The following is a 20,098-nucleotide window of genomic DNA, read 5'->3' as shown; positions in this document are numbered from 1 at the left end:
CAGGAGCCCCTCTCTATAGAGGGGCTTTTTTGTTGTGGGTGGCAGGTGTGGGTCAAGGGATCGCAGCCTCGTTGCACTCGACAGCTCCTACAGAGTTTCTGCGTGAATCGCATTTCAATGTAGGAGCTGCCGAGTGCAACGAGGCTGCGATCTTTTAAGCATTTACACGAGGCAAAAGAAAACCCCCGGCAATCCAGAGGACTGATCGGGGGTTCTCAGGTAAGCGCTTTTCAGCGCTTACGGGCTCAGCTTATTGGCAAGCTTCGCAATCCGGCTCGTCGATGGCGCAAGCCTTCGGCACTGGAGCAGGGCCGGCTGGCGCTGCCAGGACCGAATCGTCACCGTGGTTGCCGCCGCTGGAAACAGCGTTCAGCTTGCCGGTGTTGATGGTCGACTTCTCAGTGCTGGTGGCGGCCAGGGCACGGAGGTAGTAAGTGGTTTTCAGACCACGGTACCAGGCCATGCGGTAGGTGACGTCCAGCTTCTTGCCCGAAGCGCCGGCGATGTACAGGTTCAGCGACTGAGCCTGGTCGATCCACTTCTGACGACGGCTGGCGGCGTCAACGATCCACTTGGTGTCCACTTCGAAGGCAGTCGCATAGAGCTCTTTGAGTTCTTGCGGGATGCGCTCGATCTGCTGTACCGAACCGTCGTAGTACTTCAGGTCGTTGATCATGACCGCGTCCCACAGACCGCGAGCCTTCAGGTCCCGAACCAGGTACGGGTTGATCACGGTGAATTCGCCCGACAGGTTCGATTTCACGTAGAGGTTCTGGTAGGTCGGTTCGATCGACTGCGAAACGCCAGTGATGTTGGCGATGGTCGCGGTCGGTGCGATGGCCATGATGTTGGAGTTACGAATGCCTTTCTGTACACGGGCGCGAACCGGTGCCCAGTCCAGGGATTCGTTCAGGTCCACGTCGATGTACTTCTGGCCACGTTGCTCGATCAGGATCTGTTGCGAATCCAGCGGCAGGATGCCCTTGGACCACAGCGAACCCTGGAACGTCTCGTAGGCGCCGCGCTCGTCTGCCAGGTCGCAGGAAGCCTGGATCGCGTAGTAGCTGACCGCTTCCATCGACTTGTCGGCGAACTCGACGGCCGCGTCGGAACCGTAAGGAATGTGCTGCAGGTACAGCGCATCCTGGAAGCCCATGATGCCCAGGCCGACCGGACGGTGCTTGAAGTTGGAGTTCTTCGCTTGTGGCACCGAGTAGTAGTTGATGTCGATAACGTTATCGAGCATGCGTACGGCGGTGTTCACGGTACGTTCCAGCTTGGCGGTGTCCAGCTTGCCGTTGACGATGTGGTTCGGCAGGTTGATCGAGCCCAGGTTGCAAACGGCGATCTCGTCCTTGTTGGTGTTCAAGGTGATCTCGGTGCACAGGTTCGAGCTGTGGACCACGCCCACGTGCTGCTGCGGGCTGCGCAGGTTGCACGGGTCCTTGAAGGTCAGCCATGGGTGACCGGTTTCGAACAGCATGGACAGCATTTTGCGCCACAGGTCTTTGGCCTGGATGGTCTTGAACAGCTTGACCTTGCCTGGGTACTCGGTGAGGGCTTCGTAGTACTCGTAACGCTCTTCGAAGGCCTTGCCGGTCAGGTCGTGCAGGTCCGGCACTTCGGATGGCGAGAACAGGGTCCATTTGCCGTCATCGAAGACACGCTTCATGAACAGGTCAGGGATCCAGTTGGCAGTGTTCATGTCGTGGGTACGACGGCGATCATCACCGGTGTTCTTGCGCAGCTCGATGAACTCTTCGATGTCCATGTGCCAGGTTTCCAGGTAGGCACATACAGCGCCTTTGCGCTTGCCACCCTGGTTAACGGCAACGGCGGTATCGTTCACCACTTTCAGGAACGGCACAACGCCCTGGGACTTGCCGTTGGTGCCCTTGATGTACGAACCCAAGGCACGCACCGGGGTCCAGTCGTTGCCCAGGCCACCGGCAAACTTGGACAACATGGCGTTGTCGTGGATCGCGTGGTAGATGCCCGACAGGTCGTCCGGAACGGTGGTCAGGTAGCAGCTGGACAGCTGTGGACGCAGGGTACCGGCGTTGAACAGCGTCGGGGTCGACGACATGTAGTCGAAGGACGACAGCAGGTTGTAGAACTCGATCGCACGATCTTCCTTGTTCTTCTCTTCGATCGCCAGGCCCATGGCCACGCGCATGAAGAAGATCTGCGGCAGTTCGAAGCGGATACCGTCCTTGTGGATGAAGTAACGGTCGTACAGGGTCTGCAGGCCCAGGTACGTGAACTGCTGGTCGCGCTCGTGGTTGATCGCCTTGCCGAGTTTTTCCAGGTCGAAAGTGGCCAGGATCGGGTTCAGCAATTCAAATTCAATACCCTTGGTGATGTACGCAGGCAGGGCCTGCGCATACAGGTCGACCATTTCATGGTGGGTCGCGCTGTCGGCGACGCCCAGGAAGCCCAGGCCTTCGGCACGCAGGGTGTCCATCAGCAGGCGCGCGGTGACGAACGAGTAGTTTGGCTCACGCTCGACCAGAGTACGGGCGGTCATTACCAGGGCGGTGTTGACGTCGGTCAGGGCCACGCCGTCGTACAGGTTCTTCAGGGTTTCGCGCTGGATCAGGTCGCCGTCGACTTCTTCCAGGCCTTCGCACGCTTCGGTGACGATGGTGTTCAGGCGGCCCATGTCCAGAGGCGCAAAGGTGCCATCGGCGCGGGTGATGCGGATCGACGGGTGAGCGTTGACCGATTGTTCGGCAGGGGCGTGGGCAGCGCGCTCTTTCGAACGACCGTCGCGGTAGATCACGTAGTCGCGAGCCACTTTCTGCTCGCCGGCACGCATCAGGGCCAGTTCGACCTGGTCCTGGATTTCTTCGATGTGGATGGTGCCGCCCGATGGCATGCGACGCTTGAAGGTTGCAGTGACCTGTTCGGTCAGGCGCGCAACGGTGTCATGGATTCGCGACGAAGCGGCAGCGGTGCCGCCTTCAACTGCGAGAAACGCTTTGGTGATCGCGACGGTGATCTTGTCGTCGGTGTAAGGAACGACAGTGCCGTTACGCTTGATCACGCGCAGCTGGCCAGGCGCGGTCGCGGACAGATCCGAAGTCGAATCAGCGGCCTGCGGCAAGGAGCCCTGCGGGTTCTCGCGAGTTGTGTCGGTTTGCATGGGGGGTTGTCTCCACATTCTCTATGTTTGTTTGGGCACCATCACGGTGCCCACCGTTCTGTCCTGAAGCACTACAACCGGCGAGCCGCCGGGCATACAACTTCGGGACAGATCAGGAAGGGGCTATTGGGGCGCCGCTTCCATGCCGAAGTCTTGGGTCCAGGCCTTGAACCTGGATCCGCATTCCATTTGGGTGACAGTTGACGACTGCAACACCCGTACCGCTTTTGCCGATTTCGGCCCAAAAACAGTAGCCATCCGCTTGCACGGTCTGGTCTTTCATAAATACGTAAAAATCAACCAGACAGAGGCGATTAAAGCGCTTGAATTTGATATCCGGTTTGTGTTTGGTTTTTTCTGCAAAACCCTACATGTAGGGTTTTTTTTCTGTCGGGCTACAAGATAGTGCGTTTTGGAGGGTGTTGCAACGTACTACCTGTGGATAAACCTGTGCGTATATTGTGCGTGAAACCTGGAACGCGCCCGTAGCCCGCGACCCTGCTGGATCAGACCGTTTGTCACGGTTTTTTGCCGGTCGAAAACAGCCGGGTGGTTTTTTAAGGGCGCGAACCCTACCACAAAAAATGGTCATATCCGAACGCATTTGCCAGCTTGTGTTCTCGGTGGCCGCCGTTTATACAATCGGCCTGTACACACGCATTATTTTCCTCCCTATTCATTACAAAAAGACGGGGGGAGCCTTCCTTTATGAGCGTTTCGGCAAGCAGAGGTCACCGTGGAGCAAGAAGCCTGGCAGGTATTGATTGTGGAGGACGATCAGCGTCTGGCCGAACTGACCCGCGATTACCTGGAAGCCAACGGCCTGCGCGTTTCGATCGAGGGCGATGGCGCCCTGGCCGCAGCGCGGATCCTCAAGGAACAGCCTGACCTGGTGATTCTCGACTTGATGCTTCCCGGCGAGGACGGCTTGAGCATCTGTCGCAAGGTCCGCGACCGCTACGACGGGCCGATCCTGATGCTGACCGCCCGCACCGACGACACCGATCAGATTCTGGGCCTCGATCTGGGGGCTGATGACTATGTGTGCAAACCGGTCCGTCCGCGGCTGCTGTTGGCGCGTATCCAGGCGTTGTTGCGCCGCAGCGAAGGGCCGGAAGTGGCCCCGGAAAAACAACGCCGCCTGCAATTCGGTCCGCTGGTGGTGGACAACGCATTGCGCGAAGCCTGGCTGCGTGATGTCAGCATCGAACTGACCAGCGCCGAATTCGATCTGCTGTGGCTGCTGGTGGACAACGCCGGGCGCATTCTGTCCCGGGAAGAGATCTTCACCGCACTGCGCGGCATCGGCTATGACGGCCAGGACCGCTCCATCGACGTGCGCATCTCGCGTATCCGCCCGAAAATCGGCGACGACCCGGACCACCCGCGATTGATCAAAACCATCCGTAGCAAGGGTTATCTGTTCGTTCCGGAAGCCTGCACCCTGTGAACTCGATCTTCCTGCGAATCTACGGCGGGATGTGCGCAGCACTGATCCTGGTAGCGGTACTCGGCGTGCTCGCCCTGCACCTGCTTAACGAGGTGCGCAGCGAGCAATACCGTGAACGCCTGGCCCATGGCACATTCTCGCTGATGGCTGACAACCTGCAACCGATGAACCAGACCGAGCGCCACCGGGCGCTGCTGGTCTGGGAGCGGCTGCTGGGCATTCCACTCACGCTGAAGACGTTTGCCCAGACCGACCTCGATCTAACCCAGCGTACCCGCGTGCTCCGCGGCCAGGCGCTGGTGGAACAGACCGGGCCGCACGCAGCGAGGGTTTACAGGCTGGTCAGTGACAAGGAACAGTTGATGCTGACCGGGGAGGTGCAGCAGATCAGCGAGCAATTGGCCCGGGCGACCATTTACCTGCTGGCTGACGAACTGGTGCGCGTTCCGGTGGCCGAGCAGCCCAGGCGCCTGGCCGAGCTCAAGGAAGACAAGGGCTTTGGCTTCGACTTGCGTCTGGTCACTGTTGATCAGGCGGACATGGACGAAGACCAGAGTCGGCGGGTGTCCGAGGGCGACACGGTGATGGCGCTGGGCAAGGAGGGCGATTCGATCCGGGTGTTTGCCGGCATGGTCGGTACCCCGTGGGTGCTGGAGATCGGTCCGCTGTACCAGATGAACCCTTACCCTGCACAGTGGCTGGTCCTGATCGCGGCCCTCGGCTTGAGCCTGATCGGGCTGATTGTCTACCTGCTGGTGCGCCAGCTGGAGCGCCGCTTACGCGGGCTGGAAGCCGCCGCCACCCGCATCGCCAAGGGCAGCCTGGAAACCCGGGTGCCAGCCCGCGGTGCGGACTCGGTAGGGCGCCTGGCGTCGGCCTTCAATGGCATGGCCGAACACTTGCAGCAGTTGCTGGCGATTCAGCGTGAACTGGTGCGCGCGGTGTCCCACGAGTTACGCACGCCAGTGGCGCGCCTGCGCTTTGGCCTGGAGATGATCGGCTCGGCCACGACGCCTCAAGCGCTGCACAAGTATTGCGAGGGCATGGACCACGACATCGAGGACCTCGATAAGCTGGTGGACGAAATGCTTACCTACGCGCGCCTCGAGCAGGGTTCCCCGGCCTTGAATTTTCAGCGGATCGATCTGGATGCACTGGTCAGCCAGGTCATCGAGGAGCTGGCGCCACTGCGGGCCGGTGTCACGGTGCAACGAGGTCTGTGCCTGTCTGCCGCCGATTGTGATGACGCCTGGGTCGAGGCCGAACCGCGTTACCTGCACCGGGCGTTGCAGAACCTGGTGAGCAACGCCATGCGTCACGCAACGACCAGGGTGACTGTCAGCTATCAGGTGGGGCAACAGCGCTGCCGGATCGATGTCGAGGACGACGGGCCCGGCGTGCCAGAGGTGGCCTGGGAACGAATTTTCACCCCGTTTTTACGCCTGGACGACAGTCGCACCCGGGCCTCGGGTGGGCATGGGTTGGGGTTGTCGATCGTCCGGAGGATCATTCATTGGCACGATGGCCGTGCGCTGATCGGCAAGAGCAAGAGCCTGGGCGGCGCCTGTTTCAGTCTGAGCTGGCCGAGACATCAGGAAAAGCGTTGAGCCCCCTGTGGGAGCGGGCTGGCTTGCGATGGGGTCCTCTCGAGCACTGAAACCATCAGGCCTGGATACTGACCAGGCTCAACAACTGCCCGTCCATCACCGCAAACTGCGCTTGCAGCTCGGCCCCGTTACGCCATTCGCTGGACAGGTCCGTGAGTAATCGCAATTTCACCTCCCCGGCTTCGTCCCACTCGAGCACTTCGGCATGCTCGAAGTAAAAACGCTGCTGCACGATCGGATACAAGGCCTTGAACAGGCTTTCCTTTACCGAGAACGTCAGCGTCACCAGCATCGCCAGCTGCTCGCGCCGACCGGCCGCCATGCGCTTTAATTCAGGTGCCGTCAGTATTTCCCCGGCCAGCCGTTCGGCTCGCTCCGGGTTCAGGATATTTTCCAAGTCCATGCCCAGGCCGCGCCAGTGGGCTTTTTTCGCGACGATCGCTGCTGCACGCCCGGTGCTGTGGGTGATCGAACCACTGATGTGCGCCGGCCAGACCGGCGCCCGGTCTTCACCTATCGCCGGGCTGAAATCCAGCCCCTCCAGTTGCTGCAACGCCGCCCGGGCACACACCCGCCCGGCGAGAAACTCCGCCTGGCGTTTGGCGACCGAGCGCTGGATGCTGGCAGGCACGGCGATGGCACTGCGTGCAAAGTCATCGTTGGTCAGCAGCGTACTGTCGAAGTGAGTGCTGAGCAGGACAGTTTCGGGCAGCGCAAACGGCAGTGGCCAATGAGCGTCGAGTGGCGTGCAGCAGGCGGGCAGGGCGGGGGAATGGTTCATGTCAGGCATTTTGCCGGGTTGCCTCCTGGCTGGGTAGAGTCGAAGAGCTTTTGGCTGCTCCGGGTGACAAGGACGCTGCCTCGCCACCCAGACGTTCTCACCTTTCAGTCAGGAAAAGATTGTCTTGAGAAAGGCCTGCATGTCCGCCCAGGATTTTTCATCGGCAGCCTTGTTGTAACCGATATCCGGCCCGCCATGCTCCCCGTGACCGAGGCGGTCGGCATCCGGATTGCTGAAGCCGTGCTTGGCGCCTTCCAGGCTGACGAAGCGGTAGTCCGCGCCGGCCTTGTCCATTTCCGTCTTGAATGCCGCGACGTTGTCGGCAGTGACCATGCTGTCCAATGCCCCGTGCTCCACCAGGATTTTCGCCTTCACGGTTCCGGGTGACGCCGGCGTCTGGGTTACCAGCGCACCATGGAAGCTCACCACACCCGCTAACGGCACGCCCTGGCGTGCGGCGTTGAGCACCACCGCCCCACCGAAGCAGTAACCGATGGCCGCGAGTTTTTGTGGGTCGGTCTGCGGTTGTTGTTTCAACAGGTCAAGCCCGGCCTGAAAGCGCCCACTCGCCGTCGAGCTGTCCTTGAGAGCGGCCTGCATGAAGGCCATGGCGTCTTTGGGGTGCTCGGTGTTCTTGCCATCGCCATACATGTCGATGGCCAGGGCGCTGTATCCCAGGCCTGCCAGATCGCGGGCGCGGCGTTTGGCGTAGTCGTTGAGTCCCCACCATTCATGCACCACCACAACCCCCGGGCGCGGGCCCTTGATCGAGTCGTCGTAGGCGTAATAACCGATGAGCCGGGTGCCGTCGGCGCTTTGGTAGGGGATTTCCCGGGTCTGGATGGCCGCCTGGCTGAGTCCGCTCAAGGCGATTAATACGAGGGCAAGAAACGCGCGCATGGTTGGATCTCCCGCAAGTCAGTCATCGAAAAAGGTCGGTTCTGTCTGGTTCAGCCCAGGTTCAGAAGGTGTTCAGGGTGAGTTCAGGGCGAGCTGAGTAATCTTCTCCCATACCCAACAAGCACATGACAACACAAGGAAACACCTAATGACTGGATTCAAAAAATTGCTGCTGGCTATCACCGTTATGGGCGCGAGTACCGCTGCCATGGCCAATGACAACTTCGTCAGCTTTACTCTTGGACAGACCAGCGACAAGATCAAAAAGTCCCATGCCATGAACAGCAACTTCAACCACCCGAGCGCCGCCGCGATCGACAAAAGCACTACTTTTGGTGTTCGCGTCGGTCAGCAAAACAGCCAAGGTCGCTACTACGCCACATACGACAACGTGTCGGACATGAACCACGACGGCCTGAACCTGCGCCAGGAAAACCTCTTGGGTAGCTATGATGTGTTCTACCCGGTGGGCGGTAGCACCAAGCTGTTTGGCGGTGCCACCGCCGGTTTGGCCAAATTGTCGCAGGAAACACGAGGCTTCAGCCGCGACAGCAATATTGGCTATGCCATCGGAGGGCAGTTGGGGATCTTGCAACAGGTTTCTCAAAAAACCTCGTTGGAACTGGGTTACCGTTATCTACGTAGCAATGCCAGCACCGAATTGAGCCGTGGCGGTAGCAAGAAGGGCTCGGTGGATTTGACCAGCAGCGCCCAGACGTATCTGGCGGCGAACTACGCTTTCTAAGCGGTACATCGCGAAAGGTTTGCGCCGTATCAACCTGAACAGGGGGATGCGGCGTCGCCGTGTTAACCATAGAGGTGCGCTGTCGTGCCTCGGCAGATGTTGATGTGTGCCTGGGAGGGCGTTATGAAATTGCTGGTCGTAGAAGATGAAGCGCTGTTGCGCCATCACCTGCAAACCCGCCTCACGGACAGTGGTCATGTGGTGCAGTCCGTGGCCAATGCGGAAGAGGCCCTCTACCAGGCCGAGCAATTCAACCATGATCTCGCGGTGATCGACTTGGGGCTGCCAGGCATGGGCGGGCTCGACCTTATTCGCCAGTTGCGTTCGCAGGGCAAGGTCTTTCCCATCCTGATTCTGACCGCCCGCGGTAATTGGCAGGATAAAGTCGAAGGCCTTGCCGCTGGCGCCGACGATTACGTGGTCAAGCCGTTTCAGTTCGAGGAGCTGGACGCCCGGCTCAATGCCCTGTTGCGCCGCTCCAGTGGCTTTACCCAGTCAACGATCGTGGCTGGGCCGTTGCTGCTCGACCTCAATCGCAAGCAGGCCTGCCTGGATGATCAACCGTTGGCACTGACCGCCTATGAGTACCGCATCCTGGAGTATTTGATGCGCCACCATCAGCAGGTGGTACCCAAGGACCGCTTGATGGAGCAACTCTACCCTGATGATGACGAGCGCGATCCGAACGTCATTGAAGTCTTGGTGGGACGCCTGCGCCGCAAGCTCGAGGGGCCTGGCGGATTTAAACCGATCGATACCGTCCGTGGCCTCGGCTACCTGTTTACCGAGCGCTGCACTTGATTCGTTCGCTACGTGTGCGCTTGATGCTCGCTGCCACGATCCTGGCAGTGTTGTTCATGCTGGCGTTACTGCCGGCGATGCAGGGCGCTTTCAGTCTGGCATTGCAAGACTCCATCGAACAGCGCCTGGCGTCGGACGTCACCACGTTGATCTCTGCCGCCCGTGTTGAAGACAACCGACTGAAGATGCCGGAGCAACTGCCTGACGAGCGGTTCAACCTGACTGACGGCCGGCTGCTGGGTTACATCTACGATCGCGATGGTCACCTGGTCTGGCGCTCGAACGGTACCCAGGAGGAACACATCAATTACACGCCCCGTTACGACGGGCGCGGCAACGAGTTCGCCAGAATTCGCGAAGCCAATGGCCAGGAGTTTTTCGTCTACGACGTCGAGGTCAAGTTGCTCGGCGGCCAGAGCGCGGCGTTCAGTATCGTCGCTTTGCAGCCGGTACGTGAGTACGAGTTCACCCTCGACGGGCTGCGGGAAAATCTCTACCTGGGCTTCGGCGCTGCACTGCTGGTGCTGCTGGCGTTGCTGTGGATCGGCCTGACCTGGGGCTTGCGCGCGTTGCGCCGGCTGAGCCAGGAACTGGACGAAATCGAAGGCGGAACCCGTGAAAGCCTGAGTGAGCAACATCCCCGTGAACTGCTGCGTCTGACCGGCTCCCTCAACCGTTTGCTGCACGGTGAACGTGAGCAACGCAGTCGCTACCGTGATTCCCTCGATGACCTGGCCCATAGCCTGAAAACGCCCCTGACTGTTCTTCAGGGAGTCAGCGAAGACATGGCGCAGCGTCCTGAAAATCGCGAACAGGCCTGGGTGCTGCAAACCCAGATTGAGCGCATGAGCCAGCAGATCAGCTACCAGTTACAACGGGCCAGCCTGCGCAAGAGTGGTCTGGTACGCCATCAGGTGCTCTTGCGCCCGGTATTGCAAAGCCTGTGTGACACGTTGGACAAGGTGTATCGCGACAAGCGTGTGCAGGTGTCCTTTGACCTGCCAGAGCCTTGCTATGTGCCAATAGAACAGGGGGCGCTGCTGGAAATGTTGGGCAACCTGCTGGAGAACGCCTATCGCCTGTGCCTGGGTAAGGTGCGAGTCAGTATGCGCGACACCGCAGAGGGCATCGAATTGTGCGTCGAGGATGACGGTCCCGGTGTGCCTTCGGACCAGCGTGCGCGAATTCTGCGGCGTGGCGAGCGTCTGGATCGTCAGCATCCGGGGCAGGGGATCGGCCTGGCCGTGGTCAAGGACATCATCGAAAGCTACAGCGCGAAGCTGACCCTCGACGACTCGCCCATGGGTGGGGCGGCGTTCCGGATTCATTTTCCGGTGCTCTAGAGTGCTCAGTTTTCCTGCGCCCGATAGGCTCCCGGCGTCAATCCGGTCCATTTCTTGAACGCCCGGTGGAACGCCGAGGGCTCGGAGAATCCCAGTTGTTCGGCGATCTGTTGCAACGACAGGTCTGAGCGGCTCAGGTGGTAAATCGCGATGTCCCGGCGCAGTTGATCCTTCAACCCCTGAAAACTTGTACCTTCCTCGCGCAAATGCCTGCGCAGGGTCTGCGGGCTGATGTTCAGGTGCGCGGCCACTGCTTCCAGGTCAGGCCAGCGCGAACTGTCCCGACTGAGCAGTCGTCTCAGCCGGCTGCTCAAGCTGTTGCCATCGTCGGGGCGTGCCAGCAGGTCGGCAGGCGAGCGCTGCAGAAAGTGCTTGAGGGTGCGCTCGTCCTGCAACAGCGGCCTATCCAGGTAACGGCTGTGGAACACCAGGCTGCTCTGCCTGGCGGCAAATTCGAGGGGGCAGGAGAACAGCAGGTCATATTCGGCGCCGTGTTCGGGACGCGCATAGCTGAATGTCGCCTGTTCCAGCAGGATGCGCTGGCCAATCAGCCAGCTACCCAGTCGATGCCAGACCATCAGCTGGCTTTCGGTGAGGAAGTGGTCCGGATCACGGAACTGCGAATCGTCCAGGCTGAGGCGGATCATTTCGCCCTCGCGGCTGATGGTCAGGCGCGGGCCGTCGGGGAATAGGCTATAAAACAATAAGCCGCGATGCAGGGCCTTATCCAGATTACGGCAGTGGATCAGGGCGTGACACATCATCGCGAAGCTGCCGGGCCGACTGACTGTTGGCCCGAAACCGAGAAATTCGTCATCCAGCGCTGCCCATAGTCCCTGGAGCAGTCGGGTAAATTGCTCTGGAGCAATCCGCGCACGGGGCTCCTCAAGCAGCTCGGGACTAATGCCCAGTTGCTGGAGCAGGCCTGAATAATCGTACCCGCTTCGGCGAGCACCACCGAGGGCGGCGCGGGCGAAGTGGCTGGCGATGGTGCGTTCGCGCATAGAGTGAAAGTCCGTCCGTTGAACGGCGGATAGTAGACACGAGACTGGCGTCTCAACAAGGCGGATATCCGCCAATTTACCGGACGTCATCGGGCTGATGGGCGGAAATCCGCCACTTGCGCCCGGCGCCCCGGGGATGCTGAAAAACTTGCAAGGCTTGATGTCCAACGGCTTGCAGGCAGTTTTATAAAGGTGGCACGGGCCTTGCGATGTAACGGGTAGATGTCTGCCATCGCGCAGCTCGAAAAAACAAATCCCTCCAGTGCAGGAGGGTTCGCAATTCAGGTGTCAGGGACAACAGATGGATGTTGTTCGCGGGCACTCTTGAGGAACTTTGCAATGACGACTCGTCAGCCACTGTACAAATCCCTGTATTTCCAGGTGATCGTTGCCATCGCCATCGGCATCCTGCTCGGTCACTTCTATCCGCAGACCGGCGTAGCCCTCAAGCCGCTGGGTGACGGGTTCATCAAACTGATCAAAATGATCATTGCCCCCATCATCTTCTGCACCGTCGTCAGCGGTATTGCTGGCATGCAGAACATGAAGTCGGTCGGCAAGACTGGCGGTTACGCGCTGCTCTATTTCGAAATCGTTTCGACCATCGCCCTGCTGGTTGGCCTGGTGGTGGTGAACATCGTGCAGCCAGGCAACGGCATGCACATTGATGTGAGCACTCTGGATGCGTCCAAAGTCGCCCAGTATGTGGCGGCTGGTGCTGATCAAAGCGTCGTTGGCTTCCTGCTGAATGTGATCCCGTCCACCATCGTGGGTGCGTTCGCCACCGGCGACATCCTGCAAGTGCTGATGTTCTCGGTGATCTTCGGTTTCGCCCTGCATCGCCTGGGTGCCTACGGCAAGCCGCTGCTGGACTTCATTGATCGCTTTGCCCATGTCATGTTCAACATCATCAACATGATCATGAAGCTTGCGCCCATCGGTGCCTTCGGTGCGATGGCATTCACCATCGGTGCCTACGGCGTTGGCTCGCTGGTGCAGCTGGGTCAACTGATGGCCTGCTTCTACATCACCTGCCTGCTGTTCATCCTGATCGTATTGGGCGGTATCGCCCGCGCCCACGGCTTCAGCGTGCTGAAAGTGATTCGCTACATCCGTGAAGAACTGCTGATCGTGCTGGGTACTTCTTCTTCGGAATCGGTACTGCCGCGCATGCTGATCAAGATGGAACGTCTGGGCGCTAAGAAATCCGTGGTAGGTCTGGTGATCCCGACCGGCTACTCGTTCAACCTCGACGGTACAGCCATCTACCTGACCATGGCTGCGGTGTTCATTGCCCAGGCAACCGATACCCACATGGACATCACTCACCAGATCACCCTGCTGGTGGTGTTGCTGCTGTCCTCCAAAGGGGCTGCCGGCGTGACCGGGAGCGGTTTCATTGTGCTGGCCGCGACCTTGTCCGCCGTTGGCCACCTGCCAGTTGCCGGCCTGGCGCTGATCCTTGGTATCGACCGCTTCATGTCTGAAGCCCGAGCCCTGACCAACCTGGTGGGCAACGCCGTTGCGACCCTGGTCGTGGCCAAGTGGGTCAAGGAACTGGACGTCGATGTCATGCAAGCCGAACTGGCTTCCGGCGGTCGTGGTATTGCCGAAGAGCGTGAAGAGGACGACCTGGGCGTAGCCGAAGGTCCGACCCCAAGCAACGTCAAATAAGACTGCTGTTTTGACAAAACCCGCTTCGGCGGGTTTTTCATGGTTGGGATTTGAGCGCAACGGTCACTGCGACTGATGCATCCGGTAATTGCTGCAATGCCATCGTCTGCCTAGGCTTGGGGGAACGCATTGGAGGTTACTCATGTTCGGGCCACTGGCTTCACTGAAGATCCTGGATTTTTCGACGCTGTTACCCGGGCCGTTCGCCTCGCTGTTGCTGGCGGACATGGGGGCGCACGTGTTGCGCATCGAGTCGCCGACTCGCATGGACCTGCTCCGGGTGTTGCCACCCCACGACCAGGGTGTGTCGGCGAGCCATGCTTATCTCAATCGCAACAAGCGCAGCCTGGCGCTGGACCTCAAGCAGCCTGAAGCCCTGGAAGTCATCAGGCAGTTGCTGCACGACCACGACATCCTGCTCGAGCAGTTTCGCCCTGGGGTCATGGAGCGCTTGGGCCTGGGTTATGAAGCCCTCAAGGCAATCAACCCCAGGCTGATTTATGTATCGATCACTGGTTACGGCCAGACCGGCCCCTACAAGGATCGCGCCGGCCACGACATCAATTACCTGGCGCTGGCGGGGCTGGCCAGCCATACCGGCCGGGCCGACAGTGGGCCATTGCCACTGGGCATGCAGGTGGCCGACATCGCGGGAGGCTCGCTGCATGGTGTGATCGGCCTGCTGGCTGCGGTGATTGCGCGCCAGCAGACGGGGCTGGGGCAATACCTCGATGTCAGCATGACCGATTGCGCGTTCACCCTGAATGCCATGTCTGGTGCGGGTTTCCTGGCCTGTGGTGAGGAGCCTGCGCGGGAAAACCAGGTACTCAATGGTGGCAGTTTCTACGATTACTACAGGTCTCGCGACGGGCGCTGGTTGTCGGTGGGGAGCCTGGAGCCTGCGTTCATGAAGCAGTTGTGTACGGCGTTGGGCCTGGAAGACATGGCTAAACTGGCGCTGTCACCACAACCGGAGCATCAGAAAAAGCTCAAGGACGCGTTGAGGATTGAATTCGAGAAACACGACTTTGCCGAATTGAGCGCGCTGTTTGCCGAGCTCGATGCATGCGTCGAGCCGGTATTGAGCCTGGGTGAGGCGGTGCGGCATCCGCAACTGCAAGCGCGCCAGGTGGTTACGCAGGTGCCCCGCGGAGATGGCACGACCCAGGCGCAGATCGCCTGTGCGCTGAAGTTCTCTGAAGGCTTGCCGGAGCCCAGGCATATCGGTGCGCAGCTGGGGGCACATACGGATGAGGTGTTGCGGGAGTTGGGGTTCAGCGCCGAGCGGATCCTGGACTTACGGCGTGCCAAGGTGGTTCTGTAGCGGCCTTGAGCACGGCATCGCGAGCAAGCTTTGCTCCCACAGGCAAAGCCTTCACTCATCCATTGCCCTGTGAAAGCAAGTTTGCTTCCACAGGATAGCCTTCACTTAGCCATTGCCCTGTGGAAGCAAAGCTTGCTCACGATGGGGCCGGCACTGTCACTGCAAAAAAAAGGTACTACTCGACCCGCATCTCCCCACTGAACACCAAGGTGTTGCGGCACCGGCGGCACAGATACCGGCGGCCCTGCCTCACCAGGCCGTGACGCTGGGCAGAAAACGGGAAGTCACTGTCGGCGCACGGGCATTTGTAGATATAGCGGGTGACACTGCGTCGTTTGACGTCATAGGTGTGGCAGCGGTTGGGCGGCAGTTCGTAAACCCCGCGCATGATCAGCTGCCACTCTTCGCCATGGGGCTGGATGCGGTCGCCGAACAGTTGATGGGCAATCAGGTGCGCCACTTCGTGAGCCACGGTCTGCTTGAGGAAATCGTCGGTATTTTCCCGATACAGCTGCGGGTTGAAGCGCAGCAGGTTCTCGTGCAAATGCGCGACACCGGCTTTCTGCCCGCGCAGCTTGAGGCTCACCACAGGGCGTTTGAATGAACGTTTAAAGAAGGATTCAGCGAGTTGGTAGCAATCTTCGACGCGGGTATTGAGTTGCTCGGGCATGCTTGATGGGTCTCCAGAGACGTCGAGTATGCCGCAACCCCGGGTGGTTGCGAATCGTCCGGGCGCCGAATGGTCGTGGCCGATCAAATCCCGGACATTAAGAGGCCGCCTTACGGCGGCCTGTATTGGCAGATATTTTTTATAAGAAGTCAGTTGGTATAGACGGGCCCCACGCCCAGTCCCCAAACAATCACCGTGAACGCCATGATGGCCACGAGCACCACCAACCCTACGGCCAGTACAGAACTCGAAAACAGGAAACCTTCGTCCGATGGAATGTTCATGAAGGTCGGCAGGCCGACATACAACAGGTACACGGTGTAGCAAATGGCTGCGGTGCCGACGACCATTCCCAGCCACATGTGCGGATACAGCGCCGCCAGGCCGCCAATGAACAGCGGCGTTGCGGTATAGGTCGCGAAGGCAACACAGCGGGCCAGGCTCGGGTTGGCATCATAGGTGCGAGCCATCCAGTGCACGAACGCGCCCATCACGGCCACGCCGCCAAGCATCGCCAGGTAAGACATGATGGTCATCCACAGCGCGCTTTCCTGGGTCAGCATCACGGGTGCCCGGTTGCCGATGACCCAACCCACCTGGGTGGTGCCAATAAACGCCGACACGGCCGGAATCGCCGCGAGAATCAGGGTGTGTGTGAGATACATGTGGCTGATGCTTTCCTCCTGGTCGCCACGGATCTCTTTCCATTCTTGGTCAGGGTGGGTGAAGAGCCCCACTACGTGATGGATCATGCCAGTCACTCCTCTTGTTTTTACCATCGCCCCCCGGTGGAGCGCCTACGGGCCAAGGTGGCCAAGTAAGGGATAGGTCTGGATAGTCATGCGACCTTATGTCGCAGTATAGGAAGGACTTAACCGTAGAGGTGATAGGGCTTAGAGCAAATTGCGCTGTAAATGCCCGACTTAATCGCGATGGGTTTGTGTGTTGGCCGGGGTATTACGCCGAGATCGGCTTTTTGCGTAAAATGCTCGCCTTTCGTCACACCTCACGGATTTCGCGTCATGGGCACTCTTACCGTCAACCAGAACAAACTGCAGAAGCGCCTTCGCCGCCAGGCGGGTGAAGCTGTCGCCGATTTCAACATGATCGAAGATGGCGATAAGGTGATGGTGTGCCTGTCCGGCGGCAAGGACAGTTACACCATGCTCGATGTGCTGCTGCATTTGCAGAAGGTGGCTCCGATCAGGTTCAACATCGTCGCCGTGAACATGGACCAGAAGCAGCCGGGTTTCCCCGAGCATGTCCTGCCGGCCTACTTGAAGGAGTTGGGCGTCGAGTATCACATCGTCGAGAAAGACACTTATTCGGTGGTCAAGGAACTGATCCCGGAAGGCAAGACCACTTGCTCGCTGTGCTCGCGCTTGCGCCGTGGCACGCTGTACACCTTTGCCGATGAAATTGGCGCGACCAAGATGGCCCTCGGTCATCACCGCGACGACATTGTCGAAACGTTTTTCCTGAACATGTTCTTCAATGGCTCGCTCAAGGCCATGCCGCCAAAATTGCGCGCCGATGATGGCCGCAACGTGGTGATTCGCCCGCTGGCGTATTGCAACGAAAAGGACATCCAGGCTTATTCGGACTTCAAGCAATTCCCGATCATTCCGTGCAACCTCTGTGGTTCTCAGGAGAACCTGCAGCGTCAGGTGGTCAAGGACATGCTGCTGGAGTGGGAGCGCAAGACCCCGGGACGCACCGAGAGCATTTTCCGCAGCTTGCAGAATGTGATCCCGTCACAGCTGGCCGATCGCACCTTGTTCGACTTCACCAGTCTCAAGATCGATGAAGCCGCCGCGTCGCGGTTCGTCAACGTTGTCAACCTCTGATCAAAACACCGGTTTTACTTTTTTAATCCTCAGGAGAGGGCATGCGCGATTACAAGTGGCTACACGAATACTGCCTGAACCGCTTCGGTTCGGCAGCTGAACTGGAAGCCCATCTGCCCGTTCCCAAGTCACCTGCGCAGTTGCGCAAGATCAGTGATGATCGTTACCTGTCCACCATGGCCTTGCGCGTTTTCCGCGCCGGGCTCAAGCACAGTCTGGTGGACGCCAAATGGCCGGTCTTCGAGGAAGTGTTCTTCAGGTTCGACCCGGAAAAAGTCGTGCTGATGAGTGCCGAACATCTGGAGCGCCTGATGCAGGATGCGCGGATCATCCGGCATTTGGGCAAACTCAAGAGCGTGCCGCGCAACGCGCAGTTCATCCTCGATGTCGCCCACGAGCAGGGCAGTTTCGGGGCGATGATTGCCGATTGGCCGGTGACCGATATCGTCGGGCTGTGGACCTTCCTGAAAAAGCGTGGCCATCAGTTGGGCGGGCTGTCGGCGCCGAGATTCCTGCGGATGGTCGGCAAGGACACGTTCGTGCCGAGCTATGACGTGGTGGCGGGATTGAATGCGCAAAAGATCGTCGACAAGGTCCCGACCAGCCAGCGCGACCTGGCCCTGGTGCAGGATGTGTTCAACCAGTGGCATGAGCAGAGTGGCGGGCGGGCGATGAGCCAGATTTCGATGATGCTGGCATATACCGTGAATCATTGAGAGCGAGTTGAACCCTTCGCGAGCAAGCCCGCTCCCGCCGGGGATTGGGGTTGTGCACAAATCCCCTGTGGGAACGGGCTTGCCCGCGAAGGCGATCTATCAGGCGACGGAGATGTCACCTTCACCCGCCAACTTGCGATTGAGCTGAAACCGCCACCGCACATACATCAGTGCCGAGCAGAACACCGCCACGCTCGCGCCCATCTCCAACAGGCCAAACAATTGCCGGTTCGGGTCATAGGCCGCCAGTGCGCCCTTGATGAAATACAGGTTCACCACAAAACACATCCACGAATGCCCGCGGGCGCTGCCCAGGATCATCCCTGGTGCCAGCAGCAACAGCGGCACCAGCTCGATCAGCAGGATTACCCACGGTCGCGCGCCATGCAGGTCGGCGATCAGCAGGTAATAAACGCACAGCAAGCCCACCAGCCCCAGATAGCACAGCAGGCTGATCACTCGCATGGCCCGAACCCGCGGTTCGAGCCATTCAATGGACGGCAATACCTTCGGCTTTTTCGCCACGTCAGTTCCCCAGCTTTTGCGCAGTCTTTGCCAGCCGCAGGCCCAACGCCCGGCACAGCGCCACTTCGTGTTCATTCAGGCCGCTTTTGCCATCTGCCCCGGCGTGGTGACTGGCACCATAGGGCGTACCGCCTCCGCGGGTTTCCAGCAGGGCCGATTCGCTGTACGGCAGGCCGGTGATCAACATGCCGTGGTGCAGCAACGGCAGCATCATCGAGAGCAGCGTGGTTTCCTGGCCGCCATGAAGGCTCGCGGTGGAAGTGAATACACCGGCCGGCTTGCCGACCAAAGCGCCGGTCAGCCACAGGTTGCTGGTGCCGTCGAGAAAATACTTGAGTGGCGCGGCCATGTTGCCAAAGCGAGTCGGGCTGCCAAGCGCCAGGCCTGCGCAGTTTTTCAGGTCGTCGAGGCTCGCATACAGCGCACCTTCTGCCGGAATATCTGGCGATACGGCCTCGCATTCGGTGGAGATCGCCGGGACAGTTCGCAAGCGAGCCTCCATCCCGGACTGCTCAACGCCACGGGCGATCTGCCGGGCCATTTCATTGGTCGAGCCACTGCGGCTGTAATACAGCACCAGAATGTACGGCGCGCTCACGGCAGCAACTCCAGCACGTTCTCCGGTGGCCGGCCGATCACGGCTTTGTCGCCTACCTCAAGAATCGGCCGCTCCATCAGCTTCGGGTGCGCGGCGATGGCTGCGATCAATTGTGCTTCGCTGAGGCTGGCGTCGGCCAGGTTGAGGGTCTTGTATTCGTCCTCGCCGGAGCGCAGCAGTTGCCGGGCGCCGATGCCGAGTTTTTTCAGCAGGCTCTGGATTTGCGCGGCGTCCAGCGGCGTTTCCAGGTAGCGCACTACCTCAGGTGTCAGGCCGCGGGCCTGGAGCAGTTCGAGCGCACCGCGGGATTTCGAGCAGCGCGGGTTGTGATAAAGCGTCAGATCGGTCATGTGCGGGTCGCATCTTGCGTAAGGTGGCGGCTATTCTAACTGTGCGGCGCGTATTCCAGAACCTCGGGAGGCAATGGGTCGCGGCAGTATTCTTTTTTTGACAAGGATCACGACATGAACAGACGACTGGCAGCGACACTGGTGATCATCGGCACATTATTGCTGGGGGGGTGTGGCAACGATTACGGGGTCGACCAGAACGGCCGGAAAGTGGCTGCCGAGCGTCTGGACAAACAATGGCTGGTGCTCAACTACTGGGCCGAGTGGTGCGGGCCGTGCCGCACCGAGATTCCAGAACTCAATGCCCTGGCCGAGCAGCTCAAGGACAAAAACATCGGCGTGTTCGGGGTCAACTTCGATAACGTGCAGGGCGAAGAACTGAAAAGCGCCAGTGAGAAGCTGGGCATCGGCTTCACGGTGCTGGCACAGGATCCTGCAGAGCTGTTCGAGGTGCCGCGTAGCGAGGCGTTGCCGGTGACCTACATCATCGACGACAAGGGCAAGGTGCGTGAGCAATTGATGGGTGAGCAGACAGCGGCGGGGCTGCTGGCGAAGCTGGAGGCGTTGCAGGCCAGGAATTAAGGGGGCTCAGGAATAGATCGCAGCCTTCGGCAGCTC

The 20,098-nt window shown here is 59.7% G+C and carries 20 protein-coding genes; 11 read left to right on the top strand and 9 right to left on the bottom strand.

What is annotated here, in order from left to right; all coding sequences use genetic code 11:
* Positions 1-250 precede the first annotated feature (250 nt).
* Positions 251-3,145, bottom strand: coding sequence for a ribonucleoside-diphosphate reductase subunit alpha (locus tag UB23_RS24305; RefSeq protein ID WP_045061800.1), 2,895 nt, complete (start codon positions 3,143-3,145; stop codon positions 251-253).
* Between the two features lie 142 nt (positions 3,146-3,287).
* Here UB23_RS24305 and UB23_RS24300 point away from each other — a divergent pair, with 142 nt between their 5' ends.
* From UB23_RS24300 to UB23_RS24290, 3 genes are all read left to right on the top strand, one after another.
* Positions 3,288-3,551: a hypothetical protein gene (locus tag UB23_RS24300; RefSeq protein ID WP_045061799.1), complete on the top strand. Its 264-nt coding sequence runs from the start codon at positions 3,288-3,290 to the stop codon at positions 3,549-3,551.
* Positions 3,552-3,881: 330 nt separating this feature from the next.
* Positions 3,882-4,595 carry a response regulator gene (locus UB23_RS24295; RefSeq protein WP_045061798.1) on the top strand — a complete coding sequence of 238 codons (714 nt, stop codon included), beginning with the start codon at positions 3,882-3,884 and terminating at the stop codon, positions 4,593-4,595.
* Complete coding sequence (locus UB23_RS24290) at positions 4,592-6,202, top strand: ATP-binding protein (protein WP_045061797.1); 1,611 nt, start codon at positions 4,592-4,594, stop codon at positions 6,200-6,202. Before UB23_RS24295 ends, UB23_RS24290 begins: the two co-directional genes overlap by 4 nt.
* Before the next feature lie 55 nt (positions 6,203-6,257).
* Here the strand turns inward: UB23_RS24290 and UB23_RS24285 are convergent, their stop codons facing one another.
* Positions 6,258-6,983 carry a 4'-phosphopantetheinyl transferase family protein gene (locus tag UB23_RS24285; RefSeq protein ID WP_201777876.1) on the bottom strand — a complete coding sequence of 242 codons (726 nt, stop codon included), beginning with the start codon at positions 6,981-6,983 and terminating at the stop codon, positions 6,258-6,260.
* Between the two features lie 108 nt (positions 6,984-7,091).
* On the bottom strand, positions 7,092-7,883 hold the full coding sequence (locus UB23_RS24280) for a dienelactone hydrolase family protein (RefSeq protein ID WP_045061795.1): 792 nt from the start codon (positions 7,881-7,883) through the stop codon (positions 7,092-7,094).
* Between the two features lie 148 nt (positions 7,884-8,031).
* Between UB23_RS24280 and UB23_RS24275 the strand changes: the two genes are divergently transcribed.
* From UB23_RS24275 to UB23_RS24265, 3 genes are all read left to right on the top strand, one after another.
* Positions 8,032-8,628 (top strand): membrane protein, encoded by a 597-nt coding sequence (locus UB23_RS24275; protein WP_045061794.1) that lies wholly within the window; start codon positions 8,032-8,034, stop codon positions 8,626-8,628.
* Positions 8,629-8,751: 123 nt separating this feature from the next.
* Complete coding sequence (locus UB23_RS24270) at positions 8,752-9,429, top strand: response regulator transcription factor (RefSeq protein WP_045061793.1); 678 nt, start codon at positions 8,752-8,754, stop codon at positions 9,427-9,429.
* Positions 9,426-10,772, top strand: coding sequence for an ATP-binding protein (locus tag UB23_RS24265; protein ID WP_045061792.1), 1,347 nt, complete (start codon positions 9,426-9,428; stop codon positions 10,770-10,772). Before UB23_RS24270 ends, UB23_RS24265 begins: the two co-directional genes overlap by 4 nt.
* A 5-nt stretch (positions 10,773-10,777) precedes the next feature.
* Here UB23_RS24265 and UB23_RS24260 read toward each other — a convergent pair whose 3' ends face one another.
* Positions 10,778-11,776 (bottom strand): AraC family transcriptional regulator, encoded by a 999-nt coding sequence (locus tag UB23_RS24260; protein ID WP_045061791.1) that lies wholly within the window; start codon positions 11,774-11,776, stop codon positions 10,778-10,780.
* Positions 11,777-12,115: 339 nt separating this feature from the next.
* Between UB23_RS24260 and UB23_RS24255 the strand changes: the two genes are divergently transcribed.
* Entirely contained in the window at positions 12,116-13,450 is a 1,335-nt protein-coding gene (locus UB23_RS24255; RefSeq protein ID WP_045061790.1) for a dicarboxylate/amino acid:cation symporter, read from the top strand.
* A gap of 142 nt (positions 13,451-13,592) precedes the next feature.
* Positions 13,593-14,774, top strand: a complete 1,182-nt coding sequence (locus tag UB23_RS24250; RefSeq protein WP_045061789.1) for a CaiB/BaiF CoA transferase family protein — start codon at positions 13,593-13,595, stop codon at positions 14,772-14,774.
* A 175-nt stretch (positions 14,775-14,949) separates the two neighbouring features.
* Here UB23_RS24250 and UB23_RS24245 read toward each other — a convergent pair whose 3' ends face one another.
* Both UB23_RS24245 and UB23_RS24240 read right to left on the bottom strand, forming a co-directional pair.
* Positions 14,950-15,444, bottom strand: a complete 495-nt coding sequence (locus tag UB23_RS24245; protein WP_045061788.1) for a SprT family zinc-dependent metalloprotease — start codon at positions 15,442-15,444, stop codon at positions 14,950-14,952.
* 149 nt (positions 15,445-15,593) lie between these two features.
* Positions 15,594-16,196: a Yip1 family protein gene (locus tag UB23_RS24240; protein WP_045061787.1), complete on the bottom strand. Its 603-nt coding sequence runs from the start codon at positions 16,194-16,196 to the stop codon at positions 15,594-15,596.
* 270 nt (positions 16,197-16,466) lie between these two features.
* On the opposite strand from UB23_RS24240, the gene ttcA reads away from it, so the two are divergent.
* Positions 16,467-17,291 (top strand): tRNA 2-thiocytidine(32) synthetase TtcA, encoded by an 825-nt coding sequence (gene ttcA, locus UB23_RS24235; protein ID WP_045061786.1) that lies wholly within the window; start codon positions 16,467-16,469, stop codon positions 17,289-17,291.
* Between the two features lie 41 nt (positions 17,292-17,332).
* On the top strand, positions 17,333-18,007 hold the full coding sequence (locus UB23_RS24230; RefSeq protein ID WP_045061785.1) for a DNA-3-methyladenine glycosylase I: 675 nt from the start codon (positions 17,333-17,335) through the stop codon (positions 18,005-18,007).
* 99 nt (positions 18,008-18,106) lie between these two features.
* Here UB23_RS24230 and UB23_RS24225 read toward each other — a convergent pair whose 3' ends face one another.
* Genes UB23_RS24225 through arsC form a run of 3 tightly spaced genes read right to left on the bottom strand, consistent with a single transcriptional unit; the run spans position 18,107 to position 19,480 of the window.
* Positions 18,107-18,532, bottom strand: coding sequence for a DUF2069 domain-containing protein (locus UB23_RS24225; protein WP_045061784.1), 426 nt, complete (start codon positions 18,530-18,532; stop codon positions 18,107-18,109).
* Position 18,533: 1 nt separating this feature from the next.
* Entirely contained in the window at positions 18,534-19,130 is a 597-nt protein-coding gene (gene wrbA / locus UB23_RS24220) for an NAD(P)H:quinone oxidoreductase (RefSeq protein WP_045061783.1), read from the bottom strand.
* Complete coding sequence (arsC, locus tag UB23_RS24215) at positions 19,127-19,480, bottom strand: arsenate reductase (glutaredoxin) (RefSeq protein ID WP_045061782.1); 354 nt, start codon at positions 19,478-19,480, stop codon at positions 19,127-19,129. Before arsC ends, wrbA begins: the two co-directional genes overlap by 4 nt.
* Before the next feature lie 114 nt (positions 19,481-19,594).
* On the opposite strand from arsC, the gene UB23_RS24210 reads away from it, so the two are divergent.
* Positions 19,595-20,062 carry a TlpA disulfide reductase family protein gene (locus UB23_RS24210; RefSeq protein ID WP_045061781.1) on the top strand — a complete coding sequence of 156 codons (468 nt, stop codon included), beginning with the start codon at positions 19,595-19,597 and terminating at the stop codon, positions 20,060-20,062.
* The last annotated feature ends 36 nt before the right edge of the window (positions 20,063-20,098 follow it).

It is taken from the genome of Pseudomonas sp. ES3-33 (assembly GCF_000952175.1).
Classification (GTDB): Bacteria; Pseudomonadota; Gammaproteobacteria; order Pseudomonadales; family Pseudomonadaceae; genus Aquipseudomonas; species Aquipseudomonas gregormendelii.
The sequence above is the reverse complement of the archived record's forward strand: the minus strand, read 5'-3'. Positions and strand labels throughout refer to the sequence as shown.